Raw genomic sequence first — 14,133 nt, forward strand, 5'->3', positions numbered from 1 at the left:
CCACGCCCAGTGACCGCAAGATCCCTAAAGATTGCGAAATAGAAGTGGGCCCCGGCGAATGCTTGCGCCGGGGCCCACTTCTTGTCTACGTACTAGTCGCTCTGCAGATAGGAAAGCAGGCGAAGGATCTCGAGGTACAGCCAGACCAGCGTGGTCATCAGCCCGAAGGCGGCGTACCAGGCCCACTTCTGCGGCATCTGCTGCCGGATCATCTGGTCAGCCATATCGAAGTCGAGCAGCAGCATGAACGCGGCGATACCGATCACCACGAGGCTGAACACGATGGCCAGCGGGCCACCGTCCCTGATGCCGATGCCCGAACCGCCGGTGAACATCCCCACCAGCAGGTTGATCAGCATGAACGCGGCGGCACCCACCGCGGCGCCGATCACCCATTTGGTCAGCCGCGGCGTGACCTTGACCGCCCCGGTCTTGTAGACCACCAGCATCACGGCGAACACGATCCCGGTGGCCATAATCGCCTGCAGGGCAATGCCCCTGGCGACGAACGCCTCGAACACACCGGTGATAGCGCCGAGGAAAACACCTTCGGCCGCCGCATAGGTGAGTACCAGCGCCGGGTTCGGCGTCTTCTTGAAGATCACCACCAGCGCGCAGATCAAGCCGACGATCATCCCGCCGATCATCGCGCCGGTGATCGGGCCCATGGACAGCCCGGCATCGATCCGGCCCATCGCCCAGACGGCGGTAATGATGCCGGTCAGGAACGTGACGGCGAGCGTGATCCCGGTCTTGATGACGACGTCATCAACCGTCATCGGCCGGTCGGCCGAACCGGTGGCCGGCCCATACCCGCCGTAGCTCGTCTGGCCGTAGCCCGGCTGAGCCCCACCGGGCGCCGATCGCGTATCGAAACCCGCATAGCCGCCGGAACTCGGCAGATTACGGAACGCGGGGTTGCTTGTTGCTCGCACCTGTCCTCCTGGGCCTAACTGGCACCTTCATCGAGCTGAACGACCGAGCGCGCGGAGTAGTTCCCGGCATCAGTAAAAGCGACTTTACCTGGCCACTCGGCGTCACCGGGTAACCCGGGCAACCGAGCAAGCACCCGTACCGCTCGATACTACTGGGCCTCGATGCTACTGGGCGCAGCCTAAACGGTCTCTCGACCGGGTGATCACGTCCTACCGGTGGCGGATTGCGAATTGTTACGCCACCGGCAATGCTCACGAGCGGTGTCTACTTCACTACCACTTGACGTCGACGTCCCTCCCGGTTGTGCGTCCTTCGACTGGGGTGTGCGCGCCGCTGCGTACACGATGACCAGGCGTTTTGCTGGACACCACGCTCCGAAAAGTGTGAGGGGACGACAGCGATCCGCAGGTTAGGGAGTCATCAGGACTATGGGGTTACGGTTCTCCGGACACGGGGATGGACACGGAACCAGACGTAGGCAACGACGCGGAACCCGATCGGCCGCGGCCAACCGGGTGAGCAGGCCGCCACGCGGCCGGTTACTTGCCGGACTGCTCGGCGCGGCCATGCTCGCCGGCCTGACCACGGTGGTCACCGCACCGGCCGCGCATGCCGACGTACAGGAAGCGCTCGGCCACGAGATCCGTCCGGGTCAGCCATTCGAGGGAGATCCAGGAAACCGGGACTGGGTTGGCTCCTACACGGTCGACGGCAAGCAGGTGTTCTGCGTGCAGTTCGCCTACAAGGCGCCGGACAGCAACGAGCAGTACGAACCCGGCGATGAACTACTGAACAAATGGGGCGAGCCGCTCGACCCCGAGCAGGCCTCCTACATCTCGTATCTGCTGCTGCGTTACGGCGATACCCAGCAACCCGATGAGGCCGCCGCGGTGGCGCACCTGCTGCACTCCTGGACCTCGGGGCCACGCAGCGAAGCGGATCTGGACCCGAGCAACGACTTCCGCAGCATCGGCTACGACATCGACCTGCACCACGATCGGCTGCCGGCGAGCGCGCAGCAGGCGATCGAACGGCTGCGCACCGAGGCGGAGAACAACCACGGCCCATGGACGGCCGAGGTCACGGCACCGGAGGAACCCCAGCTGGTCGACGAGCCGGACGACTGGTCGGTCAGCGTGCGCAACGCCAAGGAAACCGGGATGTCCGAGGTTCCGGTGACGCTGGAACTGACCGACGCCACGCTGGTCGACGGCTCGACGACGGGCTCGGTGGTCACCAGCGAGGATGGCGCGGCAACCACCGAGGTGATTCCCACGGGCCCGGAGCCCAAGGTCGTCGCCACCCTGGACAGCCCCGCGGACGTACCGAGGGTGCAGGAACCGGTCGCCGTGGATACCCAGCGCATCGTCAGCACCGGCGGGGAGAAGCAGCTCAGCGCGGAGGCGAGCACCGAAGCCCGCACCAAACCGGGCAAGGTCGCGGTCAGCAAGGTGGACACGGACACCGGTGATCCGATCGCGGCGGCCACCCTGCAGCTGACCGGCGAGGACAAGACCGAGCCCGCGCTCGGTCAGGACGGCGAACCGCTGACCGGTCCGGACGACAAGCCCGTCGTGCTCAGCACGGATGAGCAAGGCAAGGCCGAGGTCCAGGACATTCAGACGCCACAACAGATCTGCGTGGTCGAGGTGAACGCGCCGAAGGGCTACGAGGACGCGTTCGACCCGAAGGCACCACCTTCGGCGTGTGGTGAGGTGAAACCGGGCGAGACGTTAACCCTCGAAGTCGCCAACGCGCCGAACAAGCCGGTGGTACCGGAAGTCATTCCGGCCGGGGACAACCCGCAAGCGGTGGCCAAGAGCGACACCCTGAGTAACCCGTCCGCGGGCGCGCTCGTGGGTCTCGCGGCGCTGTTGCTGCTTGCCGGCTCGCTCGGTGGCCTGCTGTGGCGGAAGCGCTCCACGAGCCGCCGCTGAGCCGATAACCCATGGCCGCTATGTCACCCCTACGCGCCCGGCACCGCAGGCTGGTCACCCGAACCCTGCTCGGCGTGACCAGCCTGCTGGTCGGCGCGCTACTCGGCGTCGCCACGTTGTGGTGGTCGCCAGTCACCTCGATCCCGGGCACCGCGATCGCCGCGCCGGGGCCCGCACCGCGGGACGTCGCCTCGACCAGTGAAGACGGTGACGGGTCCGCCCCGGATCCTGGCCCACGAGACGAACCGGAAGCGCGGGAGGAGCCCAGCCCGCAACCGGTCCGCGGGCAGGAGCCAGGCACGATCCGGCTACCCAACGGCGGAACCGCGAACCTGGTGCGTGAAGAGGTCGGCAGCGACGCGGTGCTGCCAGTGCCAGACGACCTGAACGACGCGACCTGGTGGGGCGCCGGGCTGGACGCGCCGTCCGGGGCGAGCCTGTTCGCCGGACACGTGAACTGGCAGGGCATGGTTGGCCCGTTCGCCGAGCTGTGGGACAGCCAGGTAGGCCAGTCGGTGAACGTCCAGGACGAGCGGGGCAAGGACTGGACCTACCGGATCAACCAGATCGTCACCGTGGACAAGGACGATCTGCCGAACCGGGCCCAGGAGCTGTTCGGCCAGGACGGACCGCATCGGCTGGTGCTGGTGACCTGCGGTGGACGCTGGATCGGCGGCGACACCGGCTATGCGTCGAACCGCATCGTGATCGCCGAGCCGGCTAGTTGAGCATCGGACAACCGTCGACAAATCGTGCGGCGCACTGCCGCGAACCGCACCGAACGCGCTACTCTCAGCTGCTGTGGCACCCGATCGTGTGAGCTCGTGGCGCGCCAAAGGCAGGCGCGGCGGGGCATTGCGGTCCCTGAACGGGCGGTCCCTGAACGGGCGGGCCGTTAACTGGCGGGCACTGAACTGGGGCAAGATCGCGTTGGCCGTTGGCCTGCTACTAACCTTCGTGGTCTTGTTGCTGCTTGGCACCCAGCAGCCCAGCTAACCGCACGGTGACTGCGCGTCGAACTCTTGGAGAGCGCAATGGCTACCTACCTGATCACTGGCGCGACCGGGCTGATCGGCCGGCACTTCGTCGAGCTGCTGCTCAACCAGCCGGACACCGAACGGGTCACGCTACTGGTCCGCGAACAGTCCCGCGCCCGGCTCACCCGGTTGCTACGGGACTGGCCGAATGCCGATCGGGTCACGCTGGTCCTCGGGGATGTCGCCGAGCCGGCCCTCGGTATCACCGAGGCCGACCGCACCGCACTGCACCGGGTAGATCACCTGGTGCATCTCGCCGCGCTCTATGACATCACCGCCGACGATGAAGCCAGCGAGAAAGCGAATGTGGATGGCACGAGGCATGTGCTCGAACTGGCCGCCCTACTCGAAGCGGGCTGCCTGCACCATGTCTCCTCGGTGGCGGTCGCCGGCGACTATGCGGGGACGTTCACCGAGGACATGTTCGATGCCGGGCAGCGCCTGGTCACCGCCTATCACCGGACCAAGTTCGAGTCCGAGCGGCTGGTCAGGGAACAGACCGAGGTGCCGTGGCGGATCTACCGGCCAGCGATCGTGGTCGGCAACTCGCGTACCGGCGAGATGGACAAAGTAGACGGACCGTATTACTTCTGCTACGCGATTTCCAAGCTGACCAGATTGCCAAGCTTGCCTTCGGTCGGCCCGGATCTGGGTAATACGAACGTGGTTCCGGTGGATTACGTCGCGGCGGCCATGCTGCGGCTGGTCACCAAGCCCGGCCTGGACGGCAGGGCGTTCCATCTGGTGAATCCGGAACCGCAACCGGTGACCCGGGTGTACAACGCCCTCGCCGCCGCCGCTGGCGCGCCCACGCTGACGTTCCAGCTGGATCGCCGAACCTCCGCGGGCATCGTGTCGCTGACCAAGCTCACCGAGCACATTCCCGGTGTCACGCTGGCCAGGGACGCGGTGCTTGACCGGCTGGGCATCCCGCCGGTGCTGCTCGGCACGCTCGCCTTCGACCCGGTTTTCGCCAGCACCAGCACCCGCGCCGCGATTGGCGACCCTGCCATCGAAGTACCCAGGCTCGAGGACTACGCGGGCGTGCTGTGGCGGTACTGGCGCGAGCACCTTGATCCGTTTCGGGCCCGGCGCCAGCACGGCCAGCGCGGCGAGCTGGATGGCCGCCGGGTGGTGATCACCGGCGCTTCCTCCGGGATCGGCAGGGCGACCGCGCGCAAAGTCGCGGAAGCCGGCGGGATTCCACTGTTGCTCGCCCGTCGCGCGGCCGAGCTGGAGGAGCTGCGCGGCGAGATCATCGCCGCCGGCGGGCAGGCTTACGCCTATCCGTGCGATCTCACCGACGCCGAATCGGTGCGCAAGACGGTGACCACGATGCTCGATGAGCAGCCGAGCGTGGATATGTTGGTGAACAACGCCGGGCGCTCAATTCGCCGCTCGGTCCGGCTGTCCTATGGCCGCTTCCATGATTTCGAACGCGCCATGGCGATTAACTACTTCGGCGCGGTTCGACTCATTCTGGAACTGCTCCCGCATATGTCCGAGCGGAAATTTGGACATATCGTAAATGTGTCCTCAATTGGCGTACAGGGGATAGCACCGCGGTTTTCCGCATATGTCGCATCCAAGGCCGCGCTCGATTACTTCAGCAAGATCGTCGCGACCGAGACGCACGGCGAGGGGATCTCGTTTACCACCGTGCACATGCCGCTGGTCAGGACGCCAATGATCCGCCCAACGAAGATCTACGACATGTTCCCCGCGAAATCCCCCGACCAGGCAGCAGATATGGTGCTGCGGGCATTGCGGAACCGACCGAAACACATTGGTACGCCAACCGGGCTCGCCATCCAAATGGCATATGCGTTCACCCCGGACCTGGTCGACGCGATTGCTTATCAGGGCTACCGCATTTTCCCCGATTCGACCGCAGCCGGGGGCACCGGCGCAATGAAACTAGGTAAGGGCGAACAGCATTTGTCCAGGGGCGCGGCCGCGCTGATGCGACTTACCCGTGGCTTTCACTGGTAGCTCACGCTGCGATTCGTGGGCCGCACATACGGTGATCCGCCGGCGAAGCTGATCTTGAGGCCAGGCAACGGCTTTAGAACAGTCGAGTGAGCCTTGGGGTGTAGACCGGGAGCCGCGCGGAAAAATTAGGTAACGTCGAAGTATGCCCCCTGAGCAAGATCCTGAACTCGTTCCCCTCAACCCGGGATTCGACGTCGTATGGCACGGCTTCGACCGTGCACAGGTTTTCCAGTACATCGAGGAAGTCGATGCGAACGTCCAGCTGCTCGCCGCGGACAGAGATGCCGCACTATCCCAAGTGGACGAGCTGACCGAGGCGTTACAGGCGGCTCGATCCGAAGTTTCCAAACTGCACAAACGGATCGACGAGCTGTCCAAGGGGCCGCATAGCGAGGAAGACCTGGACGACCGGCTGCGCAGGATGGTGCGACTCGCCAACGCGCAGGCCGACGAGATCGTCGCGCGCGCCCAGGCCGAGGCCGATCACAGCCTGGCGACCACAGAGGAGCTGTCCAGCAAACTGCGTGAGCGCTACGGGAAACTGCTCGCCGAAGTCGACCGGCAGCGCGAAGAACTGCAGACCGAACACCGGTCCGTAGTGGAGGGCGTGCGCACCGAACTACCAAGGTTGGCAACCGAGGCGCAGCGCCGGCGCGAGGAGCAGGACGCCACGACCGAGGCGCACCGCACGAAGATCCAGGACGAGTTCGACGCGAAGCTCGCCGCCGACCGCAAGAAGTTGGACGAGGAGATCGCCGAGCGGCAGTCCAGCAGCAAAGCGCAGGCGCAGCAGAAGATCACCGAGGCGACCGAGGAAGCCGAGCGGCGTATCCGGGAGGCCACCCAGCGAGCCGAGGAGGTCGAGGCCAACGCCGAAAAGGCCGCGAGCATCCGCGAGCAACGCGCGACCGACGAGGTGGAGCGGCTGCGTTCACTGCGCGGCGACGTACTTGCCCAGGTGCGCTCGGCACAACAGGTCCTCGGCAAGAGTGCTGCTCTGCTCGAACCGCTCGAGCAGGAACAGGATGAGGACACCAGCACCCCGCAGCAACGCTCCGGCGGGTCGAGTGAGGCCGGTAAGGACGACAAGCCGAAACCGACGCCCGGCCCAGCCAACAAGAGCGGGAACCACAAGGTAAGTGCCAAGGCGCGCTGACCAGCGAACACCTCGCCCGTTCGGGTGATAAAACGCTGCCCTGGTCAACACACCTCCCAGCTGGCAGAGTGCTGACCTCGCCGTGCCAAGATCAGCGGCACGGTGAGGTCAGCCGGTCAGCAAGCGAACACGCCAGCACCTAAACGGGAGTGACCCACGGATGGCCGAGCAGCGGCAAGCCGGGTTCCGGGCGCGCAACAGCCTGCTCGACCTGGTCATGTTGCTACTCGCGGTCTGCTCGGTGATCCTGCTGGCCTGGGTGATCTTCTTCGATGTCTCGCCGGCAACCACCCAGACCGTGTTCATCATCGACACCGCGATCTGTGGGATCTTCGCCATCGAGTTCCTCTGGCGCTGGTGGCGCAGCGGCTGGCAGCGCGGCTTCCCGCTGCGCAACTGGTTCGAGATCCTCGGCATGATCCCGATCGCGCATCCCGCGCTGCGTGGCTTCCGGCTGCTGCGCATCATCGTGGTGCTGCTGCGCTTCGCCCGTTCGCTGGACCGCGCCGTTGGCGAAGGCTTCACCCGGCGCATCGTGAGCCGGTTCTCCGGCCCGATCGTGGAAACGCTGAAGCGCCCGATCACCATCGCGGTGCTCGACGAGGTCACCGATGTGCTCAAGCGCGGGCATTACACGCAGAACACCGCTCGCGCGCTCCGGGAGAACGAGGACGAGATCCGCGCGATGGTCGCGGAGAAGCTCGCCGAGGACCGCCAGCTCGGCAAGCTGTCCGTACTGCCGTTCTATGACCAGGTAGTTCGGGGCAGCACGGACGCCGCGCTGCGGGTGATCCTGGAGGTGCTCACCGATCCGCGTACCGATGAGTTCGTCGCCGACGCGGTACGCGAGAACGTCACCCAGATTCGCCTCGCCGTCCACGAAGATGAGCTGGATCACAGTAGGGGCCAGCCGGATACCCCCAATTCGGGTGACCCAGGATCGGGTTAACCCTCCCGGTCGCTTTTCGTCAATCGGGCACACTAAGGTGTGGCGTGCTGCACACGGCTGGGAGCACACACCTATGACGGGTACCAACCCCCCGACGACACGCCGGTATCGCGGCCGTACGGCCGAGGATCGTCGCGCCCAGCGTCGCGAGCGGCTGTTGGCCGCCGGCCTCGAGCTGTTCGGCACGAAGGGCTACACCGCGACCTCGATCGAGAAGCTCTGCTCAACGGCGGGGGTGTCGACCCGCAACTTCTATGAGGAGTTCACCAGCCGCGAGGCCTTGCTGATCGCGCTACACGACCGCACGGTGACCGAAGGCATGCGCCGGATCCTCGACCGGCTCGCCGGCCTGGACGAGGCCCCGCTCGCCGAACGGGTCGAGGTCATCGCGGGCGATTACGTCTCGGCCACGGCAAGCGATGCCAGGCTCGCGAAGGTCACCTACGTCGAGCTGACCGGGGTGAGCCCGGAGGTCGAGCGACACCGATTGGTCTGGCGGCAGCGATGGGTGGAGTTCATCGTGGGCGAGGCAAACCGCGCGGTGCGGCGCGGCGAGATACCCGAGCGGGACTACACGCTGTCCGCGGTGGCATTGATCGGCGCGCTGAACGAGCTGGTCTACCAACACTCGCTTGCCGATTCCACGATCGAGCTGACCGCGGTGATCGGCGAGATCCGTCGGCTGACCATGGCGCTGACCGTCACCTGAGCCCGCGCCAGTCTCGCTAACCTTAAAGCTTCTGGGCCCCGACGTGTGCTTGGACCTTGACCGGCTAGCCGGTATTGTCGGCTGCGCTGCCTTCTCGCCGCAGCGTGCCCTACCCGGAGACGCGTCCCGGCGAGAGTTCCCAGCACTTGCCGAGGCACCGCCGTGCCTCGGTGTGGTGACGAGCGGGAACGAGGCTGAGCATGTCCGAAAACGGCGCACGGGGACCACTTGCCGGTATACGCGTAGCGGATTTCTCCCGAGTACTGGCCGGGCCGTACTGCACGATGCTGCTGGCCGATCTTGGCGCCGAGGTGATCAAGGTCGAGCGCCCCGAGGCTGGCGACGACACGCGCGCCTGGGGCCCGCCCGAGGTTTCCGGCGAGAGCGCGTACTTCCTTGCGGTGAACCGGGGTAAGCGCAGTATCGCGCTGGATCTTGCCGCCGAGCGGGACCGGGACATCGCGCTCGCGCTCTGCCAGAGCGCGGACATCGTGGTGGAGAACTTCCGGCCCGGTGTAGCCGATCGGCTCGGTATCGGCTACGAGACGGTCAAGGCGAGCAATCCGGGCGCGGTCTACTGCTCTATCCAGGCCTATCCTCCCGGCGAGCAGCCGGATCCGCGGGCCGGGCTGGACGCGATCATCCAGGCGCAGAGCGGGCTGATGAGTATCACCGGCGAAACCTCGGGCGAGCCGACCAAGATCGGCGTCGCGCTGGTCGACGTACTCACCGGGTTGAACGCCGCTACGGCCATTCTCGCCGCGCTGCACGGCCGTAGCCGCACCGGCAAGGGCGAGTACGTCACCGTCGCGCTGCTATCCGCCGCGCTTTCCGGGCTGGTCAATATCGCGCAGAACGCGCTGACCACCGGGATCGAGCCGGGCCGGCACGGCAACGCGCATCCGAGCATCGTGCCGTACCAGCCTTTCGAAGCCGCCGACGGCGCGCTGGTCGTCGCCGCGGGCAACGACGCGCAGTTCGGCCGGCTGTGCCAGGTGCTCGAACTTCCCGGGCTGCCCGAAGACGCCCGGTTCGCGACCAACCCGGAGCGAGTACGCAACCGCGTGGAGCTGCTCGAGGTGCTGGGTACTCGGATCGCCAGCTGGCCAGCCGAGGAGCTGACCGCGCGACTGAGCGCGGCTGGCGTGCCGGCCAGCCGGATCTACGGCGTACTCGAAGCCTTGCGCGAGCCCGAAACCCGAGGCGCCCCGGCGACGATGACCGTCCAGCATCCCAAGGCGGGTGACCTGGAACTGGTGCGGCCCGCGTTCCGGCTCGCCTCCACCGAGGTCGGTGCGAGCCTGCCGCCGCCACTGCTCGGTGAACACACCGCGGAACTGCTCGCCCAACTGACCGACGAAACTCCATAGGCAAGACAGGAAGGAACCGCCCATGGCCCCCGACCCGCACGACTTTCTCGCGGTGGACGCGCAGTTGTCCGCAGAGGAGCGGGATGTCCGCGATACCGTGCGCAAGTTCGCCAATGAGGAGCTCGCGCCGAACGTAGCCGACTGGTACGAAAGTGGTGACCTGCCAACCGAGCTGGCCAAGCGGTTCGGCGAGCTCGGGCTGTTCGGCATGCACCTTTCCGGGTATGGCTGCGCCGGTACCTCTGCGGTGAGCTACGGAATCGCCTGCAGGGAACTGGAGGCGATCGACTCCGGACTCCGCAGTTTTGTCTCGGTACAGGGCTCGCTGGCGATGTACGCCATCCACCGCTGGGGTTCCGAGGAACAGCGCACCGAGTGGCTGCCGAAGATGGCCGCTGGTGAGGCGATCGGCTGTTTCGGGCTCACCGAGCCGGATTCCGGCAGTGACCCGGGTTCGATGCGCACCAGGGCACGTAAGGACGGCAGCGACTGGGTGCTGGACGGCACCAAGATGTGGATCACCAACGGCACGCTCGCCGCGGTCGCGGTCGTCTGGGCGCAGACCGAGGACGGTATCCGTGGCTTCCTGGTGCCCGCGGGTACACCAGGGTTTTCCGCCAGGGCCATCCACAGCAAGCTGTCGCTGCGCGCCTCGGTGACGGCGGAACTGGTGCTGGAAGGCGTACGGCTACCGGAATCGGCCGTATTGCCAGGGGCTACCGGCTTGCGCGGCCCGCTGAGCTGCCTCAATGAGGCGCGGTTCGGCATCCTGTGGGGCGTCGCCGGCGCCGCGCGGGCCTGCTATGCGGCCGCGCTCGACTATTCGAGCACCCGCGAGCAGTTCGGTCGACCGCTCGCCGGCTTCCAGCTGACCCAGCGCAAGATCGCCGACATGCTGGTCGCGGTGAACCAGGCGAACCTGCTCGCGCTGCACCTCGGCCGGCTCAAGGACGCCGAGCAACTGCAACCGCAGCAGGTCAGCTTCGGCAAGATGGCGAACGTCTCCGCCGCGCTGGAGGTCGCCAGGACCGCACGCACCGTGCTCGGGGCCAACGGCATCACCCTGGAGTACCCGGTGATGCGGCATGCGGCGAACCTGGAAACGGTGCTGACCTACGAAGGCACCGAGGAGGTACACGCCCTCACCCTGGGCGCGGCGGCCACCGGTATCTCGGCGTTTCGCTGACCGATCGCGGCCGGCCAAGCTGGACGCGCATATCCTCGAGCACCGTGGTTGCTGAGAACGCACGGTGGGCGGGAATGCGCGAACAGCTGGCGGCCGGCGCCGACCTGCTGCTGCTGTCTGGTTACGCACGGCTGCCCGATGCGGTAGCCAGCCATTCCCAGTACGAACGGCTGGGCGTGGTGTTGGTGGTGGACAGGGAAACCGGTCGGATCGCCGCGGCGAACACCACGTTGCTCACCGAGCTCGCGGATATCTTCTTCGCCGCGCTGATCGACGGGATGTCCGTGCGTGACCAGCAGGCGGAGATCATGGCGCGGGTACAGCGGCACTACTACGGGCAGTCGGGCGCGGCGTTGCACACCGCGCTGCGCCGCTGCATGGACAGCTACGAAACGCTGCGCGACTGACCGGCTTTCAGGCGGGCAGCGGAATCTCGAAATGCAGCCAGCCGTCGTACGGTTCGGCGGTTCGCGAGTCGTGGACTTCCTTGCCGATCGAGCGCCAGAACGGCTCCGCGCCTTCGATCGCCGGATCGGTGTGCAGATAGATGGCCTGGTAGCCGGCGTCGCTCGCGACGAACTCGCAGGCAAGGTCGATCATCGCGTTGGCAAGGCCATGCCTGCGATGCTCGGGGCGCACGTAGGTTCTGGTCAGCTCGGCCGTACTGGTCGATGGGTAGCGCTCGACGAGCCAGTCGGGGCGTTTCGGCCCGCGCGCCCGTACCGCCGCCGTACCCACCACATGGTTCTGGTGTACCGCGACGAACAGCGCGTGCCGGGGGTTGTCCAGATAGGTGCCGGCCAGATCGACCACATCGGCGTGCCATTCGGGCACGTAGCCGTAGCCAAGCACCCGGTAAAGGGTGTCCAGGATGACCGACCGGGCCCCGGCGACATCCGCCGGCCGCGCCACGCGCACCAGGTAGTCCCCGATGGCTTGCTCAGTCCCCGCCGACATCACTCACTCCGCATCGCCAGTCGATCCTTCCTGCCAACCTCACACTATTGCAGCAGAATGGCAATAACCAGATCGGATCTACCGGGCAACCCCACCGAGCATCGGCGCGTGACATGATCCAAATAGGTGTCACATACTGGAAGGGTCGCACAATGCGCAAGACAATCGGCGTACTGAGCATGGTTCTCGCAGCCGGACTCGGCGGTATCGCGCTGGCACCGGCGGCGAGCGCCAACCAGGCCGCCCCAACCGGGGCGACTGGCGCCGAGATCGCCGGCCGCATCTGGTTCGATGCCGACCTGAACGGCCAGCAGGACCCGGACGAGGATGGCATCCCCGCCGACCTCGAACTCGTCTCGCTTTCCGGCAATCACCGGGACAACGCCACGGCCGACGAGAACGGCCGGTTCAGCTTCACCGGTGTGCCGGTTGGCGACTACGAGGTGCGCTACGCCAAATCGTCACCACTGATCTCACCGTCACATGTCGGGAATCCGCGCACGGACAGCGATTTCACCGAATACCGCGAGGGCGTGGGTGCGATCATCCCCACGAGCGTCACGCTCGACAGCAACGGCGAGCTCGTTTCGGATCAGTACCTCGGCGGAGGATTCCACTTCGGCGGGTAGCTCGACCGCACTCGGTCCGCGCCTCGAAAAACTGATATCACAATGCTACCCTTGTGCGAGTAGGTCAGCCATGTGGAAGGGGTCGACGATGTCGCAGGGGCCAACCGGGGATGAGGCCGCCGAGGCCAGCTCCCAGCTGAATATGCCGACGCCAAAGGTGACCGAGCGGGCTGCTGTCGCCACGGCGGGAATGCCGATGGCAATCCTGGGCACCGCTATCATGCTGCTCGGCCTGGTACTCGGCGTGCTCGGTCTGTTCGACGCGTTCGACTGGCGCTGGCCGTTGCTGGTGATCGGCGTACTGGTGGCCTCCGGCGGTGGGCTGTTGCTGCATGGCCTCACCGTGGTGGATCCCGGTGAGGCCCGCGTGGTCCAGTTCCTCGGCCGCTACACCGGCACGATCCGTACGCCGGGGTTGCGTTGGGTCAATCCGCTGACCACCCGCAGGAAGATCTCCACGAAGATCCGTAACCACGAAACGGGTGTCAACAAGGTCAATGACCTGAACGGTAGCCCCATCGAGATCACCGCGGTGGTGGTCTGGCAGGTCGAGGACACTGCCCAGGCAGTGTTCGAAGTGGACGACTTCCGCTCCTTTGTGTCCATTCAGACGGAAACCGCCGTGCGGCATATCGCGAACAGCTATCCGTACGACGCGCAGGGCGAGGATCGACTGTCCCTTCGGGACAATGCCGAGGAGATCACCTCGAAGCTGTCCACGGAGATTCGCGCCAGGGTGGGCGCGGCTGGCGTACGGGTCATCGAGTCCCGGCTGACCAGGTTGGCCTACGCGCCGGAAATCGCCTCGGCCATGCTGCGCAGGCAGCAGGCAAGCGCGGTTGTCGCGGCACGCAAACAGATCGTGAACGGTGCCGTCGGGATGGTCGAGCTCGCGCTGAACCGGTTGGAGGAAGACGAGGTCGTCGAGCTGGACGAGGAACGCAAGGCCTCGATGGTGAGCAACCTGCTCGTCGTGCTCTGCGCCGACCGGGACACCCAGCCAATCGTCAACACCGGCACGCTCTACCAGTAGGTCATGCCGTGCCACCAGAGCGCAAAAAGCTGCTGCTGCGGCTGGATCCGACGTTGCACGATGCCCTTGCGCGCTGGGCTGCCGATGAGCTCCGTAGCACGAACGCGCAGATCGAGTTCGTGCTACGGAAGGCGCTAGCCGATGCGGGCAGGCTGCCATCCGGCGTCAAACCCGCCAGACCGCGCGGAAGACCTCGCAAGGAAGACACCGGCGAGTAACCACTGTTGGGCCCAGCCGAAGGG

15 protein-coding genes are annotated in these 14,133 nt (G+C 66.2%); 13 read left to right on the forward strand and 2 right to left on the reverse strand.

What is annotated here, in order from left to right:
* Positions 1 to 92: 92 nt before the first annotated feature.
* Positions 93 to 935, reverse strand: a complete 843-nt coding sequence (locus EV191_RS01300; RefSeq protein ID WP_132874939.1) for a Bax inhibitor-1/YccA family protein — start codon at positions 933 to 935, stop codon at positions 93 to 95.
* 429 nt (positions 936 to 1,364) lie between these two features.
* Here EV191_RS01300 and EV191_RS01305 point away from each other — a divergent pair, with 429 nt between their 5' ends.
* The 10 genes from EV191_RS01305 to EV191_RS01350 all read left to right on the forward strand — a co-directional run bounded on the left by EV191_RS01305 (position 1,365) and on the right by EV191_RS01350 (position 11,679).
* Positions 1,365 to 2,873 carry an MSCRAMM family protein gene (locus tag EV191_RS01305; RefSeq protein WP_243658685.1) on the forward strand — a complete coding sequence of 503 codons (1,509 nt, stop codon included), beginning with the start codon at positions 1,365 to 1,367 and terminating at the stop codon, positions 2,871 to 2,873.
* Positions 2,874 to 2,893: 20 nt separating this feature from the next.
* A complete protein-coding gene (locus tag EV191_RS01310) occupies positions 2,894 to 3,601 on the forward strand; it encodes a class F sortase (protein ID WP_132876069.1) in 708 nt (235 codons plus the stop codon).
* A 73-nt stretch (positions 3,602 to 3,674) separates the two neighbouring features.
* Positions 3,675 to 3,869: a hypothetical protein gene (locus EV191_RS01315; protein ID WP_132874940.1), complete on the forward strand. Its 195-nt coding sequence runs from the start codon at positions 3,675 to 3,677 to the stop codon at positions 3,867 to 3,869.
* Between the two features lie 38 nt (positions 3,870 to 3,907).
* Complete coding sequence (locus EV191_RS01320; protein ID WP_132874941.1) at positions 3,908 to 5,902, forward strand: SDR family oxidoreductase; 1,995 nt, start codon at positions 3,908 to 3,910, stop codon at positions 5,900 to 5,902.
* 142 nt (positions 5,903 to 6,044) lie between these two features.
* The gene (locus tag EV191_RS01325) at positions 6,045 to 7,058 is read left to right on the forward strand and encodes a coiled-coil domain-containing protein (RefSeq protein WP_132874942.1); all 1,014 of its coding nucleotides are present in this window, start codon (positions 6,045 to 6,047) and stop codon (positions 7,056 to 7,058) included.
* Positions 7,059 to 7,218: 160 nt separating this feature from the next.
* A complete protein-coding gene (locus EV191_RS01330; RefSeq protein WP_132874943.1) occupies positions 7,219 to 8,007 on the forward strand; it encodes an ion transporter in 789 nt (262 codons plus the stop codon).
* A 73-nt stretch (positions 8,008 to 8,080) separates the two neighbouring features.
* Positions 8,081 to 8,716 (forward strand): TetR/AcrR family transcriptional regulator, encoded by a 636-nt coding sequence (locus EV191_RS01335; RefSeq protein ID WP_132874944.1) that lies wholly within the window; start codon positions 8,081 to 8,083, stop codon positions 8,714 to 8,716.
* A 200-nt stretch (positions 8,717 to 8,916) separates the two neighbouring features.
* Positions 8,917 to 10,086: a CaiB/BaiF CoA transferase family protein gene (locus EV191_RS01340; protein WP_132874945.1), complete on the forward strand. Its 1,170-nt coding sequence runs from the start codon at positions 8,917 to 8,919 to the stop codon at positions 10,084 to 10,086.
* A 22-nt stretch (positions 10,087 to 10,108) separates the two neighbouring features.
* The gene (locus EV191_RS01345; protein WP_132874946.1) at positions 10,109 to 11,272 is read left to right on the forward strand and encodes an acyl-CoA dehydrogenase family protein; all 1,164 of its coding nucleotides are present in this window, start codon (positions 10,109 to 10,111) and stop codon (positions 11,270 to 11,272) included.
* Between the two features lie 44 nt (positions 11,273 to 11,316).
* A complete protein-coding gene (locus EV191_RS01350; protein WP_243658686.1) occupies positions 11,317 to 11,679 on the forward strand; it encodes a DUF3870 domain-containing protein in 363 nt (120 codons plus the stop codon).
* A 7-nt stretch (positions 11,680 to 11,686) separates the two neighbouring features.
* Here the strand turns inward: EV191_RS01350 and EV191_RS01355 are convergent, their stop codons facing one another.
* Entirely contained in the window at positions 11,687 to 12,229 is a 543-nt protein-coding gene (locus tag EV191_RS01355; protein ID WP_132874947.1) for a GNAT family N-acetyltransferase, read from the reverse strand.
* Positions 12,230 to 12,381: 152 nt separating this feature from the next.
* Here EV191_RS01355 and EV191_RS01360 point away from each other — a divergent pair, with 152 nt between their 5' ends.
* The 3 genes from EV191_RS01360 (at position 12,382) to EV191_RS01370 (ending at position 14,109) form a co-directional block, all read left to right on the forward strand.
* Positions 12,382 to 12,858, forward strand: coding sequence for an SdrD B-like domain-containing protein (locus tag EV191_RS01360; protein WP_165912778.1), 477 nt, complete (start codon positions 12,382 to 12,384; stop codon positions 12,856 to 12,858).
* Positions 12,859 to 12,946: 88 nt separating this feature from the next.
* Positions 12,947 to 13,891, forward strand: coding sequence for an SPFH domain-containing protein (locus EV191_RS01365; protein ID WP_243658687.1), 945 nt, complete (start codon positions 12,947 to 12,949; stop codon positions 13,889 to 13,891).
* 8 nt (positions 13,892 to 13,899) lie between these two features.
* The gene (locus EV191_RS01370) at positions 13,900 to 14,109 is read left to right on the forward strand and encodes a type II toxin-antitoxin system antitoxin (protein WP_132874949.1); all 210 of its coding nucleotides are present in this window, start codon (positions 13,900 to 13,902) and stop codon (positions 14,107 to 14,109) included.
* The last annotated feature ends 24 nt before the right edge of the window (positions 14,110 to 14,133 follow it).

Origin of the sequence: Tamaricihabitans halophyticus (assembly GCF_004340875.1) — a bacterium.
Taxonomy (GTDB): domain Bacteria; phylum Actinomycetota; class Actinomycetes; order Mycobacteriales; family Pseudonocardiaceae; genus Tamaricihabitans; species Tamaricihabitans halophyticus.